Source organism: Paramicrobacterium salitolerans (assembly GCF_051513965.1).
Lineage (GTDB): Bacteria > Actinomycetota > Actinomycetes > Actinomycetales > Microbacteriaceae > Paramicrobacterium.
This window is the reverse complement of sequence record NZ_CP195847.1, coordinates 3,095,793-3,120,002: the sequence shown is the minus strand read 5'-3', so window position 1 is coordinate 3,120,002 and position 24,210 is coordinate 3,095,793. Positions and strand designations below refer to the sequence as shown.

General features: G+C 64.6%; 24 protein-coding genes and 1 tRNA gene. 14 read left to right on the top strand and 11 right to left on the bottom strand.

Features of this window, described 5'->3' with window-relative positions; all coding sequences use genetic code 11:
• The first annotated feature begins 28 nt into the window (after positions 1-28).
• Genes ACSAGD_RS15010 through ACSAGD_RS14995 form a run of 4 tightly spaced genes read left to right on the top strand, consistent with a single transcriptional unit; the run spans position 29 to position 4,961 of the window.
• Positions 29-1,432: an MFS transporter gene (locus ACSAGD_RS15010; protein ID WP_437583587.1), complete on the top strand. Its 1,404-nt coding sequence runs from the start codon at positions 29-31 to the stop codon at positions 1,430-1,432.
• 30 nt (positions 1,433-1,462) lie between these two features.
• Positions 1,463-2,317, top strand: coding sequence for an SDR family oxidoreductase (locus ACSAGD_RS15005; protein ID WP_437583586.1), 855 nt, complete (start codon positions 1,463-1,465; stop codon positions 2,315-2,317).
• 49 nt (positions 2,318-2,366) lie between these two features.
• Positions 2,367-2,765: a Dabb family protein gene (locus tag ACSAGD_RS15000; RefSeq protein ID WP_437583585.1), complete on the top strand. Its 399-nt coding sequence runs from the start codon at positions 2,367-2,369 to the stop codon at positions 2,763-2,765.
• A 51-nt stretch (positions 2,766-2,816) separates the two neighbouring features.
• On the top strand, positions 2,817-4,961 hold the full coding sequence (locus ACSAGD_RS14995; protein ID WP_437583584.1) for a GMC family oxidoreductase: 2,145 nt from the start codon (positions 2,817-2,819) through the stop codon (positions 4,959-4,961).
• Between the two features lie 112 nt (positions 4,962-5,073).
• On the opposite strand, the gene ACSAGD_RS14990 is transcribed toward ACSAGD_RS14995, so the two are convergent.
• Positions 5,074-5,574 (bottom strand): hypothetical protein, encoded by a 501-nt coding sequence (locus ACSAGD_RS14990; RefSeq protein ID WP_437583583.1) that lies wholly within the window; start codon positions 5,572-5,574, stop codon positions 5,074-5,076.
• 42 nt (positions 5,575-5,616) lie between these two features.
• Positions 5,617-5,700: transfer RNA gene (locus ACSAGD_RS14985), tRNA-Leu, on the bottom strand.
• 177 nt (positions 5,701-5,877) lie between these two features.
• Here ACSAGD_RS14985 and ACSAGD_RS14980 point away from each other — a divergent pair.
• From ACSAGD_RS14980 to pknB, 7 genes are all read left to right on the top strand, one after another.
• The gene (locus ACSAGD_RS14980; protein WP_437583582.1) at positions 5,878-6,612 is read left to right on the top strand and encodes an FhaA domain-containing protein; all 735 of its coding nucleotides are present in this window, start codon (positions 5,878-5,880) and stop codon (positions 6,610-6,612) included.
• Positions 6,609-7,124, top strand: a complete 516-nt coding sequence (locus ACSAGD_RS14975; RefSeq protein ID WP_437583581.1) for an FHA domain-containing protein FhaB/FipA — start codon at positions 6,609-6,611, stop codon at positions 7,122-7,124. The genes ACSAGD_RS14980 and ACSAGD_RS14975 overlap by 4 nt, the downstream gene beginning before the upstream one ends.
• 3 nt (positions 7,125-7,127) lie before the next feature.
• A complete protein-coding gene (locus ACSAGD_RS14970) occupies positions 7,128-8,441 on the top strand; it encodes a Stp1/IreP family PP2C-type Ser/Thr phosphatase (protein ID WP_437583580.1) in 1,314 nt (437 codons plus the stop codon).
• Positions 8,438-9,841: an FtsW/RodA/SpoVE family cell cycle protein gene (locus ACSAGD_RS14965; protein WP_437583578.1), complete on the top strand. Its 1,404-nt coding sequence runs from the start codon at positions 8,438-8,440 to the stop codon at positions 9,839-9,841. The genes ACSAGD_RS14970 and ACSAGD_RS14965 overlap by 4 nt, the downstream gene beginning before the upstream one ends.
• Complete coding sequence (locus ACSAGD_RS14960) at positions 9,838-11,298, top strand: peptidoglycan D,D-transpeptidase FtsI family protein (RefSeq protein ID WP_437583577.1); 1,461 nt, start codon at positions 9,838-9,840, stop codon at positions 11,296-11,298. The genes ACSAGD_RS14965 and ACSAGD_RS14960 overlap by 4 nt, the downstream gene beginning before the upstream one ends.
• Positions 11,295-13,121 carry a serine/threonine protein kinase gene (locus tag ACSAGD_RS14955; RefSeq protein ID WP_437583576.1) on the top strand — a complete coding sequence of 609 codons (1,827 nt, stop codon included), beginning with the start codon at positions 11,295-11,297 and terminating at the stop codon, positions 13,119-13,121. The genes ACSAGD_RS14960 and ACSAGD_RS14955 overlap by 4 nt, the downstream gene beginning before the upstream one ends.
• Before the next feature lie 179 nt (positions 13,122-13,300).
• The gene (gene pknB, locus ACSAGD_RS14950) at positions 13,301-15,130 is read left to right on the top strand and encodes a Stk1 family PASTA domain-containing Ser/Thr kinase (RefSeq protein WP_437583575.1); all 1,830 of its coding nucleotides are present in this window, start codon (positions 13,301-13,303) and stop codon (positions 15,128-15,130) included.
• A 59-nt stretch (positions 15,131-15,189) separates the two neighbouring features.
• Here pknB and ACSAGD_RS14945 read toward each other — a convergent pair whose 3' ends face one another.
• The 3 genes from ACSAGD_RS14945 to ACSAGD_RS14935 are packed head-to-tail and all read right to left on the bottom strand — an operon-like array spanning position 15,190 to position 16,829.
• Entirely contained in the window at positions 15,190-15,855 is a 666-nt protein-coding gene (locus tag ACSAGD_RS14945; protein ID WP_437583574.1) for an anthranilate synthase component II, read from the bottom strand.
• Between the two features lie 9 nt (positions 15,856-15,864).
• Entirely contained in the window at positions 15,865-16,023 is a 159-nt protein-coding gene (locus tag ACSAGD_RS14940) for a hypothetical protein (RefSeq protein WP_437583573.1), read from the bottom strand.
• A gap of 2 nt (positions 16,024-16,025) precedes the next feature.
• On the bottom strand, positions 16,026-16,829 hold the full coding sequence (locus tag ACSAGD_RS14935; RefSeq protein ID WP_437583572.1) for a class E sortase: 804 nt from the start codon (positions 16,827-16,829) through the stop codon (positions 16,026-16,028).
• 41 nt (positions 16,830-16,870) lie between these two features.
• On the opposite strand from ACSAGD_RS14935, the gene ACSAGD_RS14930 reads away from it, so the two are divergent.
• Positions 16,871-17,125, top strand: a complete 255-nt coding sequence (locus ACSAGD_RS14930) for a cell division protein CrgA (RefSeq protein ID WP_437583571.1) — start codon at positions 16,871-16,873, stop codon at positions 17,123-17,125.
• A gap of 60 nt (positions 17,126-17,185) precedes the next feature.
• Here the strand turns inward: ACSAGD_RS14930 and ACSAGD_RS14925 are convergent, their stop codons facing one another.
• Both ACSAGD_RS14925 and ACSAGD_RS14920 read right to left on the bottom strand, forming a co-directional pair.
• On the bottom strand, positions 17,186-17,716 hold the full coding sequence (locus tag ACSAGD_RS14925) for a flavin reductase family protein (protein ID WP_437583570.1): 531 nt from the start codon (positions 17,714-17,716) through the stop codon (positions 17,186-17,188).
• The gene (locus ACSAGD_RS14920; protein ID WP_437583569.1) at positions 17,716-18,543 is read right to left on the bottom strand and encodes a siderophore-interacting protein; all 828 of its coding nucleotides are present in this window, start codon (positions 18,541-18,543) and stop codon (positions 17,716-17,718) included. Before ACSAGD_RS14920 ends, ACSAGD_RS14925 begins: the two co-directional genes overlap by 1 nt.
• A 560-nt stretch (positions 18,544-19,103) precedes the next feature.
• Here ACSAGD_RS14920 and erm point away from each other — a divergent pair.
• Positions 19,104-19,904, top strand: a complete 801-nt coding sequence (gene erm, locus ACSAGD_RS14915) for a 23S ribosomal RNA methyltransferase Erm (protein ID WP_437583568.1) — start codon at positions 19,104-19,106, stop codon at positions 19,902-19,904.
• On the opposite strand, the gene ACSAGD_RS14910 is transcribed toward erm, so the two are convergent.
• Positions 19,852-20,508, bottom strand: coding sequence for a rhomboid family intramembrane serine protease (locus ACSAGD_RS14910; RefSeq protein WP_437585191.1), 657 nt, complete (start codon positions 20,506-20,508; stop codon positions 19,852-19,854). The genes erm and ACSAGD_RS14910 overlap by 53 nt on opposite strands.
• A 220-nt stretch (positions 20,509-20,728) precedes the next feature.
• On the bottom strand, positions 20,729-21,271 hold the full coding sequence (locus ACSAGD_RS14905) for a peptidylprolyl isomerase (protein ID WP_437583567.1): 543 nt from the start codon (positions 21,269-21,271) through the stop codon (positions 20,729-20,731).
• Between the two features lie 104 nt (positions 21,272-21,375).
• Here ACSAGD_RS14905 and ACSAGD_RS14900 point away from each other — a divergent pair, with 104 nt between their 5' ends.
• Positions 21,376-21,885 (top strand): DNA helicase, encoded by a 510-nt coding sequence (locus ACSAGD_RS14900; RefSeq protein WP_437583566.1) that lies wholly within the window; start codon positions 21,376-21,378, stop codon positions 21,883-21,885.
• Between the two features lie 75 nt (positions 21,886-21,960).
• On the opposite strand, the gene ACSAGD_RS14895 is transcribed toward ACSAGD_RS14900, so the two are convergent.
• Together ACSAGD_RS14895 and ACSAGD_RS14890 are read right to left on the bottom strand one after the other, a co-directional pair.
• A complete protein-coding gene (locus tag ACSAGD_RS14895; RefSeq protein WP_437585190.1) occupies positions 21,961-22,377 on the bottom strand; it encodes an NUDIX hydrolase in 417 nt (138 codons plus the stop codon).
• Positions 22,378-22,436: 59 nt separating this feature from the next.
• Positions 22,437-24,209, bottom strand: coding sequence for an ABC transporter ATP-binding protein (locus tag ACSAGD_RS14890; protein WP_437583564.1), 1,773 nt, complete (start codon positions 24,207-24,209; stop codon positions 22,437-22,439).
• Between the last annotated feature and the right edge of the window lies 1 nt (position 24,210).

The window sequence follows — 24,210 nt, the reverse complement described above, 5'->3', positions numbered from 1 at the left end:
CCCTCGGTAGTGACCACTCACTAAGGAAATGATGACTACGACTATCCATCCATCTTTGACCGGGCTGCGGATCCCTCGCGGCTCAGCACTGGCAGTTCTGGCTTCATCGATGTTCCTCATCGTGCTCGACGGCGCAATGGTGAACCTCGCTGCCCAAACCATCCGAGAGGGCCTAGGCCTGACATCGGCAGAGCTGGCGATCATCGCCAACAGCTATCTCATCGCCGTCGCGGGTCTCGTGCTGCTCGGTGGTCGTTTGGCCGATGTTCTCGGAGCGCGACGGATGTTCTTGATCGGCATGTCGGTCTATGTCGCAGCATCAGCTTTGTGTGCGCTGGCGCTCAGCGGCCCCATGCTCATCGTTGGGCGCATCGGTCAAGGTGTGGGCGCGGCAATGACCATTCCCGCGGCGCTCGCGTTGGTATTGGTGATCTACACCACGGCTACCGACCGAACCCGGGCACTCGGTGTCTGGGGTGCGGTCACCGCTGCTGGAAGCCTCATCGGCGTCTTCGCCGGCGGTATGCTCACCGAGGCGCTTGGCTGGCAATCGGTGTTCTGGGTTCCGGTACCTCTTGGTCTCATCGCCATGGCGATGGTGTGGAAGACAATTCCGCCGATTCCTGGGAAGGCTGGCCGCTTCGATGTCGCGGGCGCGCTGAGCATCACCGCCGCAATTACCGCGCTTGCCCTCGGCTCAGTCAACGCCGCAGAGGTCGGCTGGACCAGCCCGATCACACTCATCGCCCTGGCGGCAGGACTGGCAGCCCTTCTGGTGTTCATCACGGTAGAGCGAAAGTCACCGCATCCGCTTGTTCCGTTGAGCGTTTTCCGCCGTATTCCGGTGTCTACCGCGTCCGCGGTGATGATGCTGCTGGGCGGCACCCTGACCAGCGTGTTCTTCTTCCTGCCGCTCTACCAGCAGGGCGTCCTCGGCATGGGCGCGCTGGAGACGGGACTCGCTCAGGTGCCGATCGCGGTGATGCTCATCGTGGGCAGTGTGCTGGCACCCGTGCTGAGTAAAACAATTGGTCTCGAACGGGCACTACCGACATCGCTGACGGCGCTCCTGGCCGGGTTCGTGTGGATCGCGCTCAACCCGGCGACCTCCTTCACCTGGCAGCACATCGGTGCGTTCATCCTCCTCGGTCTGGGTCTCGGTCTCGGCATCGTGACAGGTATGACGATGGCGGTCCGTGACAGCGCCGAAGGCGAGTCAGGGCTACTGAGCGGCGTGGTCAATGCCGCCCAATCCCTCGGCGGCGCAATCGGGCTCGCGGTCCTTGCCGGGATCGCCCTGACCGCAGGGAGTGCCGGGGAGATGAGCTTCACCGCGGCGTTCATCGGCGCAGCGACGCTCGTAGCCGCTGCCATCGCCATCTCGGGCGTCAGCGCCCTCACCACACGCCGCACTTCTACGACAACCCACTGACACTCAAGAACACGAAAGAGAGAACCCGACATGAGCAACCTCACGATCCTCGTAACTGGTGCAACCGGCACCGTCGGCGCAGCCCTCGTCCCCGCCCTGCGCGACTCCGGCGCACAAGTGCGAGCAATGACCAGGAACCCCGACTACACCCTGACCGGCGCACAGACGGTCGTTGCCGACCTGCATGATCCGGACTCGATCACCACAGCGCTCAACGGCGTCGACGCGGTCTTCCTCAACTCGCCATCGACGGAGGACGCCGCCGAGCTCCAGATCAGATTTCTCGACTTGGCGGCGCAGGCGGGCATCGCCCGCGCGGTAGTGCTGTCCCAGTACGGCGCAACACGGAGCTCTCCCGTGAGATTCCTGCGCTGGCACGCCCAGGTCGAGGAGCACATCCGACGCTTGAACATCAGCGCGACCGTGCTACGCCCCAATCTGTATCTGCAATCACTCCTCGCGTTCGCCGACACCATCGCACAGGGCACACTCGCCGCCCCGATCGGAACCGCGGCGGTCAGCGCAATCGACACCCGCGATATCGCCGATGCAGCAGCAGCCGTTCTCACAAGCAACGACCACGACAAAGAGACCTACACGCTGACCGGACCTCGGGCGATCACCCACTCCGAGATCGCCGACGCGCTGAACGCTGCCACAGGCAACACCATCGCGTTCCAGGATCTCCCTCCCGAGCATTTCACGGCCGCGCTAGAGAACTACGTCCCGCAGTGGCAGCTCGAAGGGCTGGTCGAAGACTACGCCCACTATTCGCGCGGTGAGGCTTCAAGTGTCACCACGACCATCGCGGATCTGACCGGACGTCCTGCCCGTGACGTCGACGACTTCGCCCGCGACTACGCAGCCGCCTTCACCCGCCAGTAAACCTCACCACCCAGAAAGGCTGACCTTCATGATCACTCACATTGTTCGCATGTCCATTCGCCCCGACGTCTCCGAAGAGCAAGTTGGTGCAGCGCTACAACGCATGGCCGCTGCCAGCGCCCAGATGGGCTCCGAGACCGGAGCCACAGCCGGTGTGTTCGGCCGGGACTACGGAGACACCTTCGACTTTGCTGCGGTCTCCCAGATCGCCGACCTCGCCGCGTACGAAGCAATGATGAACCACCCCGCCCACCTCGAGGTCGACCGTATCGGCCTGCCGTTAGTCGATCGATTCCACTCGATCGACATCACCGACGACCCCGACCCCGAGATCGGCGCGAAGATCGCCGACATCCACCGCCGCCGCTTCGACGCCCACCCCGACATCCTGGGCCTGGTTGATGCCATCGACGATTACCGAGGCAGCGGAGTCACCGAACGGCTCTGACACCAGTCGCCACACACGCCGCAGCGCCCATCACCCTCGAGAGGAGAAATCGTGTCCGGCACCCACGACACCGACGCAATCGTCATCGGCAGCGGGTTCGGCGGAGCAGTCGCTGCCGCCCGCCTTGCCCAAGCCGGATACCGGGTCCTCATCCTCGAACGCGGGCGGCGCTGGAACCCCGGAGACTTCCCCCGCGACCCCGCGCTGGAAGGACGATGGTTATGGGCGGTGGACCACGGTCTATACGACATCCGCGGCCTGGGCGGCATGTTCGCCGTCCAGGCCGCAGGATACGGGGGCGGCTCCCTCGCCTACGCCAACGTCTTCGCCCGCCCTTCCGACGCGGCCATGGATCCGCGGTGGCCGGATCACCTGCGGCGAGGGACCCTTGACCCCTACTACGACCTTGCCGCGCACATGCTCGAGGTCACCCCCGTCAGCGATGACCCCCGTACCAGTGCACCACCGCCACGTACGGCGCTCATCGAACAGCTCATGGCAGGGAGCGACCGGCCGGAGGCAACAGTGCGGCCGAACCTCGCTGTCACTTTTGGTGACCCAGGCACGTGGCGACCGAACAGACATGGAGTGCCGCGTCGGGTTTGCAGCTTCGTCGGCGACTGCGTCATCGGCTGCAATCAAGGAGCCAAGAACTCCCTCGATGTCACCTATCTCGCCGCCGCCGAAGCACACGGAGCCCGCAGCGTCACCGACGCCGAAGCCATCCGGATCACCTCCGGAGACGACGGCTACCTCGTCACCACACGATCCCCAAGCGACCCGACGGCCCCACCAAAAACCTGGAGAGCACCCCGCGTCTTCCTCGCCGCGGGGGCAGTTGCCAGCACTGAACTGCTCCTGCGATCACGCGACGTAGACAACACCCTGCCGCACCTTTCCTCACTGCTCGGCCACGGCTTCTCAGGCAACGGCGACTTCCTCACCCTCGCCCGACTACGCAAGGCCCAGGGCGACATGACCACTGGCCCCACCATCACCACCAACACGGTGCTCGACGTCCCCGAAGGGCGTGGCTCGGTCTGGTACCAGGTGCAAGACGGTGCGTTCCCCGTCGTGCTGCATCAGCTCTTCGACGCGATCGTTCCCGGGCAGCGCGCACGACACTGGTGGCGGAAGCGATTCGCCACGCACGACCCCCACCGAGTGTTCACGGTCCTAGCCATGGGCCACGACTCCGGACAGGGCACCCTCAAACTTGATAACTCAGGACGCGCCTCCCTGGCATGGCGGAACCGTTGGCAAGCCAACCTCTACAAATCCCAACGGCGCATCGGACCACTCCTCGCCCGACTCCTCGATGCACGCCTGGCGCACCCCTTCACGTGGTCAGTCCTCCGAAAGACCACCACCGTCCACCCCCTCGGAGGCGTACCCGCAGGCAAAGACGCCACCTCCGGCGTCGTCAACGATCTCGGAGAAGTCCACGGACATCCCGGCCTGTTCGTCATGGACGGGTCCACGCTTCCTTCCTCCACCGGGGTCAACCCCTCCGCCACCATCCTCGCCGCCGCCGAACGGTCCATCGAAACGATCATCCGCGGTGACGGCAAACAGCACTGGCAAGCACCCGAATGGACCACCATGACTCCCACACCGGTACCAGAGGACGCAGCAGCCTCATTCTCCGCTGAACTCAAGAACACCACCAGCGGAGGCGGCATCAGCTTCCGCGAACGCATGACTACCACGAGCAATAGTGACACACGCATCACCATGCGCCTGGCGATTTCGACTCCCAGCATCGACGCCTTCCTCACCGATCCCGAGCACATACTGACGGTTCAGGGATCGATCGACGTGGACGACGTCGTGGAAGCAGCATTCGCGTCGGGAACGCTCGCGCTGTTTCCCGATCACGGCGGCGAAGCGATGCGCTACAAACTCACCTTCCACGACGACACCGGATCACCGTGGACTCTCACCGGCACGAAGACCATCACGAAACGAACACCCTGGCGACTGCTTCGCGACCTCACGAATCTCACAGCGATCGTCGTCCCCGACAACGACACCGTGCCCGCCATCACGACAAATATGAGAATCGGCACGGGAGACCTCACACGCATGACCTCCAGCATCCGAGGCATCGGATTCACTCGCGCCCGCAGACTCAAGGCGACCGCGCGCTTCATGGCGTTTTTCGCCCGTTCAGCAATCCGAAGCGGCTCGGCGTAACTGAGAGCGTGCAGGAATGAGGAGGCCGACGGCGATCACACAGACTGTCTCGCCAACCCACCAGCATCTCTCGACTCCTCCGCCGTTCAGATCGACTCCCCTTCTACCTCGCTCATCCTTCGCGGCACGCGACGAGCCGTTCCATGAATCCGACGAACCGCCCGGTCTTCGCACGAGAGCAGACAGCGCGTAACCCATCTGGAGCAGTCAGATCCTGACTGAGCAAGACAAGCTCCTCGAAGCCCATCTCGCCGATGCCCTCACTCTGGATCAGTTGAAGAAGTTCCAGACCAGGTTGCGGGCAGAACTGGATGGGATCGAAGCCCAAATCGCTGAACACCACAACGACTATCAAGGAGCCCGCGCCCTCATCGACGGAGCCCTCGACCTCGCACGCGACTTCGCCGCCGTGTACGAACGCTGCGACGAACAGAACAAGCGCCTCGCCAACCAGACGTTCTTCACCCGCATCTACCTCAACGAGGACGACACACTCACCGCCGACACCGCAGCCCCCTTCGAGACCATCCTCGATGAGACCACCAAGCGGCAGGCCATCGCCTGGGCCAACCAGCACACCGCCAGCAACAAGAAGAGCGATGCTGTAACCCAAGACCTGTCTCTTCAGGCCCGGGTTACAACATCGCTCATTGAGTGCGCGAGGGGGGACTTGAACCCCCACGTTCTTGCGAACACTGGCACCTGAAGCCAGCGCGTCTACCAATTCCGCCACTCGCGCGTGAAGAGCACATCACTGTGTCAACTCAGCGAGATTAGCACGAAATCCTCGCCGGTGAGGAATCGGAGAGAAGCCGCCGAAGACCCCGAGAAGCACCCCAAGAACACGGTGTGCGAGATGCCGCTCTCAGTCCTTCCCGTTAGCATGTCCCTAGCCACTGAACCGAACAGGAGAGCTGTGGGCATACTGGACAACTTCGAGAAGGGTCTCGAGCGTGCCGTCAACGGCGCCTTCGCGAAAACCTTCCGAGCCGGACTGCAGCCGGTCGAGATCTCCAGCGCGCTCAAACGCGAACTCGACACACAGGCCGCAGTCGTCACACGCGACCGCATCCTCGTTCCCAACCGCTTCACCGTCGCGATGTCCGTCGCAGACGCTGAGCGGATGCAGCGCATGGGCGACGCGCTGGTCGATGAGCTCACGAGCGTCGTCCAGAAGCACGCGAAGCAGCAGGGCTACCAGTTCGCCGGCGGCATCGAGATCTCGCTCACCTCCGACCCCTCGTTGAGCGATGGGATGCTGCAGGTCGACTCACAGAACCTCAAGGGCGACGTCACATGGCAGCCGGTGGTCGACATCGACGGCGAGCGCCACACCATCACGAAGTCGCGCACAGTCATCGGTCGCGGAAGCGACGCGGACATCACCGTCAACGACTCCGGCACGAGCCGCAAGCACGTGGAGATCCTCTGGGACGGCGAGCGCGCCCAGGCCCGCGACCTCGGCTCGACCAACGGCTCGAAGCTCAACGGGCAGAAGTTCAGCCAGGCGGCACTCGCCCCTGACTCGGTCATCCAGATCGGCCGCACCCGCATCACGTTCCGGGTCCTCGCGCAGACGCGACACGTCTCGGGCGCCGATGTTCCGACACGGCGCACCGACATGGGCGGATTCTGGGGGCCTAGCTCGTGAGTGAACTGACTCTTCTCGTTCTGCGCTTCGGCTTTCTGATTCTGCTCTGGTTCTTCGTGCTCGGGGTCGTCTATGCCCTCCGCAGCGACCTCTTCGGGCAGACCCGCAAGGCAGAGGAGCGCAAGCAGGCTGCTGCGCGCGCGGCATCCTCTCCCCCCAAACCGCGAGTGGACCCGGCCCCCGCCCCGCGCGCCGCTCGCAGCGGAAACGCCACAGTTCACAACGCCTCGCGCATCGTGATCACCTCCGGCACGAAGCAAGGCACCGAGATTCCGCTCGGCAAGGGTCCCATCACGGTCGGCCGATCGTCCGACTCCACGCTGGTGCTGCGCGACGACTACACCTCCACACATCACGCACGTCTGCTGCTGTGGAACGACGATTGGATGCTTCAAGACCTCGACTCCACGAACGGCACTTTCCTCTCCGGCAAGCGCGTCGGAGCGCCCACACAGGTGAAGCTCGGCGCGCCCATCAAGGTGGGCCAGACCACGTTCGAGCTGCGAGGCTGACCCATGCCCATCAAGGCAAACGCCGCGGCAGCCACCGACGTCGGCAAGATCCGCTCCAACAATCAGGACTCCGGGTACGCCGGCGAGCACCTGTTCATGATCGCCGACGGCATGGGCGGTCACGCGGGCGGTGACGTCGCCTCGGCGATCGCGGCGAAGCGCATCATCGAGGCGGATGCCCTGTACGAGACGGTCGAAGATGCGCAGGCCGCGATGCAGGACGCCATCATGGCGGCCAACGATCAGCTGAGCGAAACGGTCTACGACCATCCCGAGCTCACGGGCATGGGCACCACGGTCGACGCACTGATGATCGTGGGCGACGAAGTCGCCATCGCACACATCGGCGACTCGCGCATCTACCTGCTCCGCAACGGCAAGCTCACGCAGATCACCACCGACCACACGTTCGTGCAGAAGCTGGTGGACTCCGGCCGCATCACACCGGCAGAGGCGCGGGTGCACCCGCGCCGTTCGGTGCTCATGCGCGTTCTCGGCGACGTGGAGACAGCGCCCGAGGTGGACCTGCTGTCGATGACGGTGCAGGACGGCGACCGGTGGATCATCTGCTCGGACGGCCTCAGCGACTACGTCGACGACAAAGACACCCTTCGCATCGCCGCCGCGGGCATGAACGCCCAGAAGACTGCAGATCGTCTGGTCAAGAAGACCCTCGACAACGGTGCGCCGGACAACGTCACGGTGGTCGTCCTCGACATCGGGGCGAAGAGCACGGCATCCGGTCCTGTCACCGTCGGGTCGGCGTCGCAGCCGCTCGCCTTCGAAGTCAAGCCGTCACGCCGCACCGGGCTCATTCCCGCGCTCCGTCTGCACACCGGCCGCGTCGCGCCCCTTGACCCGTCGCACTTCGAGCCGGCAGCGGAGGACTACCTCGAGGAGCTCATCGAAGAGGATGCCCGACGAGCGCGTCGCCGCCGCCTGACGTGGGCGCTCGGCATCTTCGTGCTCGTTCTCGCCCTCGTGCTGGGTCTGCTCGGTGCGTACTCATGGACGCAGACCCGCTACTATGTCGGCTCCGACGAAGACACTGTCGTGATCTACCAGGGCATCCAGCAGAACGTCGGCCCGTTCTCGCTGTCGCACGAGTACTACGACACCGGCATCCTGCTCTCTGAACTCTCGTTCTACGACCGCCAGGAGGTCGAGCGCACGATCAGCGCGGCAAGTCTTCAGGATGCCCGCGATATCGTCTCCCGTCTGAGAATCGATCAACCAGACGACGAGGATGCCGACACCGGCGGGCCCGGTGAGACGGCGACCCCTACACCCACGCCGACGGACGGAGGTGACGGATGACCGCAGTGCAGAGCGATGGCAGCGTGACGCCGGACACCGCCGTGATCCGGATCATGCGCAAGCTGCATGTTCCGCAGAAACTCCGCAACCGCGAGCTCATGCTGCTGATCTTCGCGTGCATCGTGAACACCGTCGCGATCATGCTCGTGCAACTCGGCGCGCTCGGCGAGCTCGACTTCACGCTCATCTACTATGGCGCCGCGCTGTCCGCGCTCGTCTTCGGGCTGCACATCTGCCTGCGCTACGTCGCCGTGCAGGCGGATCCGCTGCTGCTGCCGATCGCGACGGTGCTTAACGGGCTCGGCATCGCGGAGATCTACCGCATCGACATCGCGGAGGGCAACGCCGGCTGGGCCGCGGCATCCACTCGTCAGATCGCATGGAGCGCTATCGCCATCGTCGCCGCGATCGTGGTCATTCTGGTGCTGCGCAACCACCGCGTACTGTTCCGGTACACCTACATCTACGGGCTCATAGCATTCGTGCTGCTGCTCCTGCCCCTCGTGCCCGGTCTCGGCCGCAGCGTCAACGGGGCGAAGGTCTGGATCGGGTTCGGCGACGTGATGTCGTTCCAGCCCGGTGAGGTCGCCAAGATCGCCCTCGCCGTCTTCTTCGCCGGGTATCTCGTTCGCACGCGCGACAGCCTCTCCATGGTGGGCAAGAAGTTCCTCGGTGTGCGCTTCCCCCGGCTGCGCGACCTCGGGCCCATTCTGGTCGTCTGGGTCTTCGCGATGCTCATCATCGTGTTCGAGCGCGACATGGGAACCGCGCTTCTCTACTTCGGCATGTTCACGATCATGCTGTACGCAGCGACGGGACGCCTCAGCTGGGTGCTCATCGGCGTCGGCCTGTTCGGAGTTGGCGCGGCTGTCGCAAGCCAGTACCTCACGTACGTGCAGAACCGCTTCAACAACTGGATCAACGCGTTCGATCCCGCGGTGTACGACGCCGAGGTCGGTGGGAGTTGGCAGCTCGTGCAGGGCATCTTCGGTCTCGCGCACGGCGGCCTCATCGGCACGGGTCTCGGGCAGGGACGCCCGCATCTCACCCCAGTCGCCGAGAGCGACTACATCATCGCGAGCCTCGGCGAGGAGCTGGGTCTCGCGGGCATCTTCGCGATTCTCGTGCTGTACCTCGTGCTCGTCTCGCGCGGCATCCGCATCGGCTTCGTCGGGCAGGACGACTTCAGCAAATTGCTCTCGCTCGGCCTCGCGTTCACGATCGCACTGCAGGTGTTCATCATGGTCGGCGGCGTCACACGGGTGATCCCGCTCACCGGTCTCACGACACCGTTCCTCGCGGCGGGTGGATCGTCACTCGTCGCCAACTGGATGATCATCGCGATCCTTCTGCGCGTCAGTGACAGCGTGAAGCGAAAGCCCGCGGAGGTGAGCGCGTGAACAAGGAATTCAAGCGCATCAGCATCGTCGTGGTGGCGATGTTCCTCGCGCTGTTCACGTCGACGACCGTCATTCAAGGCATCCAGGCTGACACCCTTGCGAACGATCCGCGCAACACCCGCACGCTCTATGACAGCTACCAGACCGAGCGCGGTGCGATTCTCGCCGGCGACACGGTGCTCGCGCAGTCGGTGCCGACGGGCGACCGTTACGTCTACCAGCGTGAATACCCGCAGGGTGAGATGTATGCCTCGATCACGGGCTACTTCAACCCCACACAGGGCTCCAGCGGCCTCGAGCACGCGATGAACCAGTACCTCTCGGGAACCTCGAACTCGCAGTTCCTCGACAGTCTGAACCAGATCATCGCCGGGCAGGACCCGAAGGGCGCGGCCGTCGAGGTCACGATCGACCCGAAGGTCCAGGAGGCTGCTTGGAACGCGATGAAGGGCTACACGGGCGGCATCGTGGCGATCGAGCCGAAGACCGGCCGTGTCCTCGCCATGGTCACAACTCCGACATACGATCCGAACAGCCTTGCATCGCACGACAGCGATGCAGTCATCCGCACGTACAACGAATTGCTGGATGCTCCGGGCAAGCCGCTCTACAACCGAGCGATCGCCGGCGATCAGAACCCTCCCGGCTCGACCTTCAAGCTGGTCGTCGCGGCGGCGGCCTTCGCGTCCGGTGATTACACTCCGGACTCCAAGCTGCCGAACCCCGCCTCGTTCACGCTGCCGGGAACGTCGACGAAGATCTACAACTCCACACGCGGCACGTGCGGCAAGGGCAGCGAAGTGACGATTGCCGACGCGATCCGACTGAGCTGCAACATCCCGATGGCAGAACTCGGCATCAAGCTCGGCGATGACGCCATTCGCGAGACCGCGGAGAAGTTTGGGTTCAACGACGAGAACATCACCATTCCGCTCCAGTGCGGCACGAGCACCTACCCGCAGGAAGGCCTCAACGACGCCGAGACCGGCCTCTCGGCGTTCGGCCAGGCGAGCGTGCGCTCGACGCCGATGCAGATGGCGATGGTATCCGCCGGAATTGCGAACGAAGGAAAAGTCATGCAGCCATCGCTCGTCGATCGCGTGACGGGCAGAAACCTCGAGGTGCTGCAGAGCTTCACGCCATCTGTGTACAACGAGGCGACCTCGCCCGATGTGGCCGCGAGTGTGGCGGATGCAATGCAGCTGAGTGTCCGAAGCGGAGCCGCGAGTAATGCCACAATAGACGGAGTCAGTGTGGCTGGAAAGACCGGTACGGCTGAGAACGGGTCCGACGAGCCATACTCCCTGTGGTTCACCGGTTTCGCCCCCGCGGACAACCCCCAGGTCGCAGTAGCAGTGGTAATTGAAGATGGCGGCGGAAAAGGCCAGTCCGGTAGCGGCAACTCGATTGCGGCTCCGGTCGCCAAACAGGTAATTGAGGCGGTGCTGAACGAATGAGACCCATGGCAGGGGTGACTTTCGGTGGGCGTTACGAGCTGGAGTCTCGTATCGCCATCGGAGGTATGGGCGAAGTCTGGAAGGCCACAGACAATGTGATCGGTCGTACGGTCGCCATCAAGATCCTCAAAGACGAGTACATGGGCGACCCCGGCTTCCTCGAGCGCTTCCGCGCCGAGGCCCGACATGCTGCTCTCGTCAACCACGAGGGCATCGCGAACGTCTTCGACTACGGCGAGGAAAATGGCTCAGCGTTCCTCGTCATGGAGCTTGTGCCCGGCGAAGCACTGTCATCGACGCTCGAGCGGGAGCACGTGCTGTCGACGGATGCCACGCTCGACATCGTCGCGCAGACCGCCGCCGCCCTGCAGGCTGCCCACACGGCAGGGCTCGTGCACCGTGACATCAAACCCGGAAACCTGCTGATCACCCCGGACCGTCGAGTGAAGATCACCGACTTCGGCATCGCCCGCATCGCGGACCAGGTGCCGCTGACTGCGACCGGCCAGGTCATGGGAACGGTACAGTACCTGTCGCCCGAGCAGGCGTCGGGCCACCCGGCATCCCCCGCCACTGACATCTACTCGCTCGGCATCGTCGGCTACGAGTGCCTCGCCGGTAAGCGCCCCTTCACGGGCGAGTCACAGGTCGCCATCGCGATGGCTCAGATCAACGAGGCTCCGCCCGAGTTGCCGGCGACGGTGGCAGAGCCGGTGCGGAACCTCGTGTTCTCGATGATCGCGAAGAACCCGGAGGACCGCCCGGCATCCGCCGCGCACGTCGTGCGTGCCGCGAACGCGCTGCGTCGCGGCGACGTGAACGCGGCGACCGCGGCTGTTCCCGCCGTCGGCGAGGGCACCGGCGGAACGAGCATCATCGCTGGCGGAGACGATGACGCGACACAGCTGATCTCCGAGCACGAAGACACCGGCACTGCAGCTCTCCCCGTTCCCGGCGAGGAAGGCGAAGAGGGTGAAGACGAAAAGAAGAAGAAGCGCAGCCCGTGGACGTGGCCGCTGATCGTTCTGATCGCGGTCCTCGTGCTGGTTCTCGGCGGGACGATCTTCGCGCTCGTGAACCAGGGCGATGGCGACGCCATCGAGACGTCGTCGCCTCCGCCGACCACCTCTGAGCCGACGAAGACGAAGACGCCCACGCCGACGAACACGCGGATCGAGATCAACAAGGACGAGTTCCTCGGCCTGAGCTACGACGAAGCCGCACAGAAGCTCACCGACCTCGGCCTCGTGCCCGAGCGCAAGGAGGGCTCGCCAGCCAGCTCCAGTGATCAGGTCGGCAAGGTCAACGACGTGAGCCCCTATGGCAAGGTGAACCCGGGCGACACAATCACGCTGACCGTGTGGGGTGCTCTCCCATCGCCGACCAAGCCGCCGGAGTCCCCTGCAGTGAACGGATGCGTGAACAACTGCTCGTTCGACGCGACCAAGGGTCAGGAGAACAAGCTGACCGTGACGTGGAACCCCTACCGAAACTGCCCTGCGGGAGATGTGACCGGGTACCGGGTGAGCGTCAACGGTGGAAGCCCGACCTCGAAGGATGTCGGCGCTGACGGCAACCTCGGCCTCGACGTGACTGTGAACGAGTCCGTCTCGCAAGTGACCGTCTCGCTGACGGCGATGTGCGGCGAATCGGCATCCCCCGCATCAAACCCGACGACCGTCACCATCAATTGGAGTGACGGCGATCAGGGTGGTGACGAAGGAAACGGCGGTGACCAGGGCGGTGAGAACGGGCAGAGCCAGGGCGGCCAGACCTCCTCGGACCCCGCCCGCGAGAACGAGAGCGTCGGCACAGAACACTGAAATCAGGCGATTTCAGGCCACGACGACGTTTTTGGGCGCCAGATGTCATGTGTACGTAACGGAACGCTGAGGATTCTTCAGCGCGGTGCAGATTCAGGCGAGTGTCCAGCATCCGCCAGATAAGCTATACGCGTTCGAAGACCCGCGAGGGGTGGGTGCGAGCGATACGGAGTTAATGGGTGGTTGACGAAGAGCGGGTGCTGGCCGGGAGATACCGCGTCGGTTCCGTTATCGGCCGCGGGGGCATGGCGGTCGTCTATAAGGGACGAGACACCAAGCTCGGGCGCACTGTTGCCATCAAGATCCTGAAATCCGAGCTCGCGACCGATCCCGCGTTCCGCACCCGCTTCCGCCAAGAGGCCCAGGCGGCCTCGCGAATGTCGCACTCCACCATCGTCCGCGTCTACGACGCCGGCGAGGAGTCCATTCGCCACAGCAACGGCGAGATCGTGCGCGAACCCTTCATCGTCATGGAATACGTGCAGGGTCAGCAGCTCAAAGACCTCATCGCGCAGGGGCCCCTCGACGTCGACGAGGCCGTGCGCATCACCCGAGACATACTCACTGCCCTCGAGTACTCGCACCGTGCGGGTGTCGTCCACCGCGACATCAAACCGGGCAACGTCATGATCACGCCCGAGGGCAAGGTCAAGGTCATGGACTTCGGCATCGCTCGAGCCGTGAGCGACACTTCGTCGACCGTCGCGCAGACCACAGCGATTCTCGGTACCGCCTCCTACTTCTCGCCGGAGCAGGCGAAGGGCGAGACTGTCGACGCGCGCACCGACATCTACTCGACGAGCGTCGTGCTGTTCGAGATGCTCACCGGACGCCCTCCGTTCCAGGGAGACACCGCTGTCTCGGTGGCGTACCAGCACGTGAGCGAGACGCCCGTGAAGCCGTCGACCATCAACCCCAAGGTCTCGCCCGCGATCGACAAGGTCGTGCTCACCGGGCTCGCGAAGGACCGTTTTCAGCGCTATCAAAGCGCGAACGAGTTCGGCGAAGCCCTGAGCATGGCGGAGGCCGGTCACATTCCGGCCGACACCGTCGCGCTCACCAAGAGCGAAGACGACATCGCCACGAGCCTGTTCGGCACCGCACCGGAGCCCGTCAACACGACAGAGCAGGCGCTGCGCCAACTCACGAATGACGACACCGTGACGCGCACGCAGCGCCGCCCGCCGGTCGTCTGGATCTGGGCGGGAGTGACGGTTGTGGCCGTCATCATGCTCGCGGTTCTGTGGTGGGTGGTCACGCTGCCGAAGACATCGCCGGTCCCCTCGGCATCCCGAACCATTCCGACACTCACCGGAACGACGTGGGAGAGCGCTGAGAAGGCCCTCACCGACCTCGACCTCCTGCCGACGAAATTCGAGGAGTCAAACGCTGACGTGCCGAAGGGCGAGGTCATCAAGGTCGACCCCGAGGAGGGCACGCGCGTCGCCCCCAACACGCAGGTCAAGGTCTACGTGTCGACGGGCGCCGAGATGTCCACGGTGCCCGACGTCGCAAACATGTCACTCGATGAAGCCAAGGCGACGTTGGAGGATGCCGGACTCGAGGTGGGCTCGATCAGCAGCGGCAACTCGCCGTCGGTTCCTGAAGACGCCGTTCTCGAGACCTCGCCCGAGATCGGCAAGGAGGTCGCGAAGGGCTCCACCGTCGACGTCGTGGTCTCCTCCGGCATGGTGACCGTTCCCGACGTGACCGGTGATCCGTTCGAGACTGCCAAGCAGAAGCTCGAGGGCGACTCGCTCGGGCTGACGGTGGTCGAGTCACCGGATGCCTCGTGTCCGGCCGACGGCTCGCAGACGGTCACTGCGCAGTCAGCGGGACCAGGCGATGTACCTCAGCACTCCACTGTCGAGCTGACGTACTGCTCCGGAGAGAGCGGTGGCGGTGACGACGGTGGCGAGCAGAGTCAAGGAGAGGACTCCGGTTGGGGTCAGAGTTCAGATAGGCGCCACGACGCCGGTCAGCAGACCCCCGGACGCGAGAACAGCTGACCGAGCTGCACCCCAGCCGCCACAGGCCGGGCCGTGTGAGTTCGGACGGTGTGAGAGCGTCAGGCGAATGCGACCGGCTTCTCCGCGGCATCCGTTGTGACAAGCGGGTGAAGGTGGGATGCCGTCTCGGCGGCGCCCGACAGTCCGACGAGCTCCAACCAGTTGCCGAGCATCTGGTAGCCACCCTCGGTGAGCACGCTCTCCGGGTGGAACTGGACGCCGAAGACGGCCGCCGTGCGGTGTCGCAGCCCCATGATGACGCCACCCTCAGTGCGGCTCGTGACCTCGAGTTCATCGGGTACGGTGCCGTTCACGACCGCAAGTGAGTGGTAGCGCGTTGCAGTGAAGGGCTGCGGAACCCCGCGGTAGAAATCGCTGTCGTCGTGTGAGACGAGAGACGTCTTGCCGTGCATGAGTTCCTCAGCGGTCGTCACCACACCGCCCAGCGCCTCCGCGATCGCCTGGTGGCCGAGACAGACGCCGAGGAGCGGCTGCCCGGAGTCGATAGCGGCTTGCACGAGGGGAATCGAGACCCCGGCGTCGCTGGGCTTACCGGGGCCCGGCGAGAGCAGCACGCCATCGTACTCGGCGGCGCGTGCCGCGGCATCCTTCACCTCGATGGCATCGTTGCGCACAACATCGACCTCGGCGCCGATCTGCTGAAGATAGCCGGCGAGCGTGTAGACGAAGCTGTCGTAGTTGTCGATGACGAGAACGCGGGTCATGCCCTGATTCTATTCGTCGATGGTGGCGTCGGGCACCGGAATGAGGGTCTGCACCCAAGGGAAGACGTAGGTGAACAGCGCCCACAGCGCCACCGCAAGCAGCGCGACCACGATGAGCAGGCGAACCCAGACCGGCCCGGGCAGTGCGCGCCAAAGTGCTCCGTACACTGTCAGCCCTCCACGTCTTCGGTGACGGATGCCGGTGGGCCGACCGCCGTCGGGGTGAACGATTCGAATGTGCCGTACGCCACGATGCGCTCCGCGGCCGAGAACATCGGGCTGCACGCGGTCAGCGTGATGAAGCTGTCTGTGACCTCCGCAGAGTCCTGCTGCGGCACCGGGTTCAGCACGTCGACCTGCTGTGGAGTGACGTACTCGAGGGTGCGGAAGCGGTACGTGTACCAGCCGTCCTTCGTCTGCAGCACGATCGCGTCGCCGACCCGGAGCTCCGCGATCTGATTGAGCGGCTTGCCGTACGTAGTGCGGTGCCCGGCGAGAGCGAAGTTGCCCGGCTCACCCGGCTGCTGCGTGTTGAGGTAGTGACCGAGCCCGATGGGGTCCAGGGTGCCCGAGCGCGTGACGCCGCCCGCCACATCCGCCGCATAATCTGCACCGAAGCGAGGAATGAACATCACGCCGAAGATCTCCGTGTCGGCCGCGGGCTCACCGATGACGGGCGGGTAGAACGTCGAGCCGTCCTCGCCCTCCACCGGCTCTGGAGCGGCCGGGGCCTCGGAGATCCAACTCTGAGCGCGGTCGTGCGCGATCTCGTTCTGCTCGGCACGGACGATGATGTCGTTCAGCCACAGCTGCCAAAACAGGAAGAGCAGAATCAGAACGCCCGCGGTGATGAGAAGCTCGCCGAAGACACCCACAACGGTGACGCGCGGCGCTCGTTTTGCGGGTCTCCGAGAAGCCGTACGTCGTCGTTCCGCACGGCTTCGTGGTGCGGCATCCACCCCGCCAATCGCCATGAGGCTGATTCTACTGAGGTTCTCCATATAGAATGGCTGGCATGGCACGCACGAAGAACAAGGCGAATGCTGCGCGCGCCCAGCAGCAGCAGGCCCAACGCAGCGGTGAAGACGCACCGAACCCGGTGTGGTTCAAGCCCGTCATGTTCGGCTTCATGCTGATCGGACTGGCGTGGATCATCGTCTTCTACCTCTCTCAGGGGCTTCTCCCGGTGGCCGCGCTCGGCTCGTGGAACATCCTCGTCGGCTTCGGTATCGCGTTCATCGGCTTCCTGATGACGACGCGCTGGCGATAGCCGCCCACAGACATCGAAGACGCCTCCGCGCTGCGGAGGCGTCTTTTGATTGACGACGTTCTAGACCGTGGTCGTGAACTCGGACCGGTCATAGACTAGCGGACGCGCCGTGTGGCTCTCTGATCTGCCCATTGCGACGACCTCACCGATGACGAGCTGGTGGGTCGCCGCCGTGTGCACGTCAACTGTGCGGCACTCGAACCAGGCGACGCCGCCCTCGATGATCGCGGGACCACCCGGCTCACGCCGCCAGTGCGGGATGCGGTCGAGGAGGCCTCTCAGCGGAGCGCCGAGTTCACCGAGCTGCTCGGCGATGACGCGCTGATCGCTGGCCAGCAGGCTCAGCGCCCACCGACCAGCCTCCTCGACCGCCTCGGTCGTTCGTGACAGCCCGTAGAGGCTGACGAGCATCGTCGGCGGGTCGTACGACACCGAGAGATAGTCAGTGACCGTCGTCGCGTGGTCGTAACGACCGATACGAGCAGACACGATGGCGACGCCCTTCGCGGCTCGTGCGCTGAGCAGCCGGTAGCGATCGCGCACAGACCGTTCGAGGTCCGCTGCGTCGACGAGCATGATGTCGTGCGACATCAGTCTGGGTCGCTGGGGTCCAGCGGTGCGTGATGATCGAGGTTGACGATGCCGCGCTTCCAGTAGCCCTCGACCTCGACCTGATCCTTCGAGAGGCCAAGGTCTCGTCGGAAGTGACGGCGCACCTCGACGAGCTCATTCGCTTCGCCTGCGGCCCAGACGTACGTGTCGTCCTCGATGCTGCCGAGGGAGCGCACCGCCTCGATCAGCTGACCGGGACCGTCTTCGCGATACAGCACCTCGAGTGTGCCGCGAGAGCGGTGCTCGTCGGTGAGGTAGTCCTCGGTCTCGTCGTCCTGAATCTGCACGATGGGGGTGACCTTCACCTCGGGCGGCAGCAGGCGAAGCCAACGCGTATATGCCGGCAGTGCGGTCTCATCTGCGATGAGCACGGCTCGTGAGATACCCTCCGGCACGAGCTTCGAACCGCGCGGACCCGCGATGCCGAGCTCCTGGCCCGCGTGAGCGTGCGATGCGAAGGAGGTTGCGGGAGCGTCGTCTCCGTGGATCACGAAGTCGATGTCGAGCTCAGGGAGTCCGTTCGAGCCGTTCTCACGGAAGTTCAGCGGAGTGAAGTCGCGCGAAAGGATCAGACCGTCGGTGGGACGCTTGAGCCCCTCCGCGGTGATCTCTGGGGTGGTCAGGACGCCGGACTCAGGGTCAGGGAAGAAGAGCTTGACGTGATCGTTGGGTCCGGGCGCAGAGAATCCGCGAAGGCTCTCACCGAGGACGGTGACGCGAACCATGGTGTCGGTGAGCCATGAGACTCTTTCCACAGTCGTGCGACGGACAGCAAGATCGTGACGTATGCGTTCACGGGTGGGCATTGATGTGCATCCTCTCGTCGTCGTTCCTCCAGCGTACGCCGCCGGTCTGAGGAAACGGGCAGTGCGAAGAGCCCGAGATCGGCGTAAACACAGGCGAGTGCAGCGCGAATTACATCCGTGTAGTTATCCACACCTGTTAATAACTCCTGTGAGTAACTCCCTGGAACGGTTGCGGGGAGTTACACACATGTAATTCTCCACAGTGTGGACAAGCCTGTGGATAACTCTGGGGACGGCTTGTGGGGAATGTGTGTGAAACGAGTTCCCACGTGTGGACGCACTGTGGAGAGGATGTGGAGAACGAGCCCGCGTGTTAGCATCTTCGACCGTGGGTACATTGTGCCGTGCGCTCATGATGGAGCGCACTTTCGTCTATCGCGACCGCCGCTCCTGACGGCGCGTCCGCATCAGCGCGTAACTGCGCGCCGTCACTCAGGGATGTCCACAGCACCCTGAGGCGTCAGCCTGCCGTCTCTTCGTCGCACTGTCGACGTGATTGACATCGCATACCCTCAGACACGACCTCAGCGGTGCTCCCCTCTCAATGACGGAGCACAATCATGGCCCGATCCGCATTCGGCGGCCGACACGAACTCGGCCAGAACTTTCTCACTCACAAACCCACTCTCACCCGCATCATTGACCTCGTCGCGCGAACTCGCGGCCCGATCCTGGAGATCGGCGCCGGTGACGGCGCGCTCACGCGCAGGCTCGCCACCCTCCAGCGAGCCGTGACGGCGATCGACATCGACGAGCACCGGGTGAAACACCTGCAGCGATCCCTGCCGCACGTCCGTGTGCTGCACGCGGACGCCATGCGGCATCCTCTTGAATCACCCGTCCTCGTCGGCAACCTGCCGTTCCACCTCACGACGCCCATCCTGCGACGCATCCTCAGCCGCCACGGCTGGCAGCACGCCATCGTCTTGACGCAGTGGGAGGTCGCGCGCAAACGCGCGGGCGTGGGCGGCGGCACGATGATGACCGCGCAGGCGGCACCCTGGTTCGAGTTCAGTCTCGAAGGAAGAGTTCCCTCATGGGGGTTCTCACCACGGCCGAGCGTCGACGGCGGACTGCTGCGCATCACGCGCCGAGCCGACGCACTCGTACCGGCGACTGAACGTCAGCCGTACGGCGATTTCGTGCGCGCGGTCTTCACGGGGAGCGGTGGAACGATGCCGGCGATTGTGCAGAGGGCGGCACGGACGGATGCCGCGACGGCGAAGCGCGCGTGCGATGCGGCATCCATTCGCCGACGTGACCTGCCGAAGTCGCTGAGTCCCGAGCAGTGGGCCGCACTTTGGCGCATCACACGTAAAGGCGAGTCCCGATCACGGCCAGCACGAGAAGGATCACGATGACACCTGCGATCCCGAGCTTCTGCAGGGTCTGCTGCTTGCGCCGACGAGTGGCGACGAGCACCAGGCCGAGAAGCGCCCCGGTGACCAGTCCACCGAGGTGCGCCTGCCATGCGATGTTCAGGCCGGGGATGAACCCGATCACGAGGTTGATGCCCACCAGGATCAGCAACCCGTTCATGTTGCCGCCGAGCCGATGCACGATCACGAGGGTCGCGCCCATGAGCCCGAAGATCGCACCAGAGGCGCCGACCACAGCCTGCAGCGGGTTGTCCAGCAGCAGCACACCGACGGAGGAGCCGAATGCGGTCACGATGTAGAGCATGGCGAAGCGCCATCGGCCGATCATCGGCTCGAGCATCCTGCCGAAGATCCACAGCGTGTACATGTTGAGGCCGACGTGCAGAATGAATCCCTGTGAGTGCACGAGGGCCACGGTCAGCATTCGCCACGGCTCGAAGTGCCCAAGCTCGGGGATGCTGTAGACGCCGGCGTACAGCAGGTGATCTGTGATGCCGAGGCCCGGAATGAGCTGCAGCACGAAGACAGCGAGCGTCAGCGCGATGATCACGTACGTGACGGCCGGCTGGCCGGAGTCTCGCCTCATCACGGCGGAGATCCGGCTCCTCGCGGCCGATTTCGTACGCGGCGCTGACGCTCGCTGCTCACGCATGCACTCCGGGCAGATGACCCCGACGGGCGCCTGCGTCTGGCATTCAGCGCAGATGGTGCGCCCGCATCGCTGACAGAGCACGAAGCTCTGCCGGTCGGGATGCCGGTAGCAGAAGTTCTGCCGTCCAGTCGGGAAGGAGCTCACGGAGTGAGGATCAGACGTTCTCGACGTCGATGCTCTCGATCACGACATCGTCGAGCGGGCGGTCACGAGCATCCGTCGGCACGGTCGCGAGCTTGTCGACGACCTTGCGGCTCGCGTCGTCTGCAGCCTCACCGAAGATGGTGTGCTTGCCCTGAAGCCAGGTCGTCGCACCGACGGTGATGAAGAACTGCGAGCCGTTGGTGCCCTTGCCCATCATCGTTCCCGCGTTGGCCATGGCGAGCTTGTAGGGCTGCGTGAAGTCGAGCTCGGGGTGGATCTCGTCATCAAACTTGTAGCCGGGGCCACCGGTTCCGTTACCGAGAGGGTCTCCGCCCTGAATCATGAAGCCAGGAATGATGCGGTGGAAGATGACGCCGTTGTAGAGGGGGGTTCCGGTCTTCTTCTCACCGGTGCGCTCGTCCGTCCATTCCTTGGAACCCGTCGCGAGTCCGATGAAGTTCTCGACGGTCTTGGGGGCATGGTCACCGAACAGGTTGACCTTGATGTCACCGTAGTTGGTGTGAATGGTGGCGACAGCGGTGTGGATAGACATATGACAATTCTTGCATAATGACCGCCGTGGCTCTTGTGAGCCTCCCAGTGTCTCGTGACAAGATGGTGAAAGCCGTTTGTCACGAGATCAATGGAGGTCCCCCAGTGAGCATCACACGCAAGCGCAAGAAGCAGCTGAAGCGCCTCAAGGGTGACGCAACCGCCCTGTGGGCTGCCCAGCAGGATCTGCTCGACCAGGCGAACTCCGTCGCTCGTGAGGCGAGCCGCCAGCTTTCGGCCTACGGCCGTGAGGAGATCGCACCTCGGGTCGCGCGCGCCTATGAGAAGAACGTCCAGCCGGTGGTCAGCCGAGTGGATGCCGCGACGTACGACGCACGTCACACGGCGAAGCAGAACTTCGACAAGAAGGTCCTTCCCGCTGTCGGCAGCGCACTCGGCACGGTCATCGCTCTCGGAGACGCCGCGCGCGACGGTCGTGTGCGGGCCGCGTTCAGCCGCGCCGTCACCCCGGAGCCCGTCAAGAAGAAGTCGGGGGCGGGTCGCGCAATCGCCGTCACCGCAGGAATCGTCGCGGCCGCAGGCGTGGCATACGCCGTGTGGCAGACCTTCCGTGCGGATGACGAGCTGTGGGTCGCCGACGACGAAGAGGCGTGATCTGACGCGCGTCTGAACTGAGTCGCACCGGGTCGGGCCTGCCCGATCCGGGACTCTCCATGATCTGGGAGCTCGTCAGTGCAGCATGTCGAGTGCTGTGCTGACGAGCTCGACGCAGTTCAAGCGAGAAATCTCCTCGAGCGGATGCCACGCCGCGTAGTCCGTCGAGCCGTCGAGCTCATAGGTGAGCGTGCCGCCCGTCACATGTGCGCGATATACGATGCGGAGTCCCTGCATCGGATTGGTTGCCCCTGCAGCGAATCGGGCGACCGCGGGGATGATGATCGAGTCGACACCGAGGATCCCATCGAGCTCCGCGTCGTAGCCGGTCTCTTCGCGGATCTCGCGCACAGCGGCATCCGCCGGATGCTCACCGGGTTCCAGACCTCCGCCCGGCAGCGTCCAGGCAGAACGACCGCCGGCGTTCCAATGCGACAGAAGCATCCGGCCGTCGTCAATGATCACGCCGTACGCCGCGACGCGCATGTCCATGGTCATGCGCACACACTAGCAACCGCTCGGGACCGTTACCCGACCCCGTTCCGGGGTGATCAGTGCTGCTCTTCGAAGGTCGGCACGTTGTCGAGAAGCTCACGCGTGTAGGCGTGCTGCGGGTTCTCGAGCACATCGTCCGTGAGGCCGATGTCGACGATATGCCCCTTCTGCAGCACGGCAAGCCGCTGCGAGATGTGTCTGGCGAGCGCGATGTTGTGCGTCACGAAGATCATCGACATTCCGGTCTCGAGCTGCAGCGTGCGCAGCAGGTCGAGAATGGATGCCTGAACGGAGACGTCCAGCGCGCTCGTGACCTCGTCGCACACCAGCACCGACGGAGCGTTCACGAGCGCGCGTGCGATTGCGGCCCGCTGACGTTCACCGCCCGAGAGGTCACCCGGGCGTCGGTCCGCGTACGAGGCGCCGAGCCTCACCTGGTCGAGTGCCTCGAGCACGGCCTGACGGCGCTGCTTCTTCGGCAGCAGTCGGCTCATGTTGAGCGGCACCTCGATGGACTCGGCAATGGTGCGTCGCGGGTTCAGCGATGAGAACGGCGACTGAAAGACATACTGGATGCTCTGACGCTGCGCCGTCGTGCGCTCGCGCGTTCCGTGCGCGAGCTCGACGCCCTCCAGACGCACGGCGCCGGTGTAGCGATCGTTGAGGCCGGCGATGCACCGCGAGAGCGTCGTCTTCCCCGACCCCGATTCGCCGAGCAGCATGAGCGACTCACCGCGCGCGAGCTCGAGGTCGATCCCGTCGAGGATCACCGCGGGTCCGTAGGCCAGACGCAGGTTCTCGACTGAGATCGCCGGGCTCACGGCATCCTGCTCACCCGTCTCGGCCTCGGCGCTCGAATCGCCGGAGGGCATCGCGCCTGCGACACCGTCACCGTGTCGAGGCGATGTGGATGCCGCGATGCGCTCCTCCGTTTGGATCGGCGTGCTCCCGGTGACGACAGTGACCTCGCCCGTGATGGCGTCGACCCGGCCGACCTGGCGCTTGCCTGCGAGATCCGGAACCGCGGCGAGCAGCTTGCGCGTGTAGCGGTGCTTCGGACTGAACAGTACCTCGTCAGTCGGACCCGCCTCGACGATGTCGCCCTGCAACATGACAGCGACCTCATCGGCGACGGACGCCACGACGGCGAGGTCATGCGTGATGTAGAGTCCGGCCACCTGATGACGCTCGGCCATCTCGTCGATCGTCTGCAGCACGAGTGCCTGCGTCGTGACGTCGAGACCGGTCGTCGGCTCGTCGAGAACCATCACCGCGGGTCGGCACGCGAAGGCCATCGCGATTCCGACGCGCTGCTGCTGACCGCCGGAGAGCTGATGCGGGTAGCGCCGCTGATAGGCGTCGTCGTTCTGAAGGCCCACCTCGGCCAGCACCTCGGCTGTGCGCTCGCGACGTTCGGCCTCGCTCGTTCCGTAGCCGTGCACGCGCAGCACCTCGAGAATCTGTTCGCCGATCCGCATCGCCGGGTTCAGCGACAGTGCGGGATCCTGTGGCACATACGAGATGCTGCCGCCTCGAAGAACACGACGCTGAGGCTCCGGCAGGTCGAGGAGGTTCTCCGCGGCCGCGGCATCCTCACCATTCGCCAGTCTCACACTGCCGCCCGTGTTCTCGAGCCCCGAGCGGAAATGGCCGAGGCACGCGAGTCCCGCTGTCGTCTTGCCCGACCCGGACTCTCCGACGAGCGCGAGGATGCGCCCCGGATGCAGGGTGAAGGAGACCCCGTGCAGAATCTCGTCGCCGCCGACGACGGCGATGCGCAGGTCTTCGGCGACGAGCGCCGGCCTGGTGAGGGTGTGTGTCGTCGTCATG

What these genes read in the sequence shown, in the direction of transcription:
- ACSAGD_RS14925 (WP_437583570.1), bottom strand. Translation starts at nt 17,716, where the DNA reads ATGTCGCACGACATCATGCTCGTCGACGCAGCGGACCTCGAACGGTCT.
- ACSAGD_RS14895 (WP_437585190.1), bottom strand. Translation starts at nt 22,377, where the DNA reads ATGGACATGCGCGTCGCGGCGTACGGCGTGATCATTGACGACGGCCGG.
- ACSAGD_RS14970 (WP_437583580.1), top strand. Translation starts at nt 7,128, where the DNA reads ATGCCCATCAAGGCAAACGCCGCGGCAGCCACCGACGTCGGCAAGATC.
- ACSAGD_RS15000 (WP_437583585.1), top strand. Translation starts at nt 2,367, where the DNA reads ATGTCCATTCGCCCCGACGTCTCCGAAGAGCAAGTTGGTGCAGCGCTA.
- ACSAGD_RS14935 (WP_437583572.1), bottom strand. Translation starts at nt 16,829, where the DNA reads ATGGCGATTGGCGGGGTGGATGCCGCACCACGAAGCCGTGCGGAACGA.
- ACSAGD_RS14905 (WP_437583567.1), bottom strand. Translation starts at nt 21,271, where the DNA reads ATGTCTATCCACACCGCTGTCGCCACCATTCACACCAACTACGGTGAC.
- ACSAGD_RS14965 (WP_437583578.1), top strand. Translation starts at nt 8,438, where the DNA reads ATGACCGCAGTGCAGAGCGATGGCAGCGTGACGCCGGACACCGCCGTG.
- ACSAGD_RS15005 (WP_437583586.1), top strand. Translation starts at nt 1,463, where the DNA reads ATGAGCAACCTCACGATCCTCGTAACTGGTGCAACCGGCACCGTCGGC.
- ACSAGD_RS15010 (WP_437583587.1), top strand. Translation starts at nt 29, where the DNA reads ATGATGACTACGACTATCCATCCATCTTTGACCGGGCTGCGGATCCCT.
- ACSAGD_RS14955 (WP_437583576.1), top strand. Translation starts at nt 11,295, where the DNA reads ATGAGACCCATGGCAGGGGTGACTTTCGGTGGGCGTTACGAGCTGGAG.
- ACSAGD_RS14930 (WP_437583571.1), top strand. Translation starts at nt 16,871, where the DNA reads ATGGCACGCACGAAGAACAAGGCGAATGCTGCGCGCGCCCAGCAGCAG.
- ACSAGD_RS14890 (WP_437583564.1), bottom strand. Translation starts at nt 24,209, where the DNA reads ATGACGACGACACACACCCTCACCAGGCCGGCGCTCGTCGCCGAAGAC.
- ACSAGD_RS14910 (WP_437585191.1), bottom strand. Translation starts at nt 20,508, where the DNA reads ATGAGGCGAGACTCCGGCCAGCCGGCCGTCACGTACGTGATCATCGCG.
- erm (WP_437583568.1), top strand. Translation starts at nt 19,104, where the DNA reads ATGGCCCGATCCGCATTCGGCGGCCGACACGAACTCGGCCAGAACTTT.
- ACSAGD_RS14920 (WP_437583569.1), bottom strand. Translation starts at nt 18,543, where the DNA reads ATGCCCACCCGTGAACGCATACGTCACGATCTTGCTGTCCGTCGCACG.
- ACSAGD_RS14945 (WP_437583574.1), bottom strand. Translation starts at nt 15,855, where the DNA reads ATGACCCGCGTTCTCGTCATCGACAACTACGACAGCTTCGTCTACACG.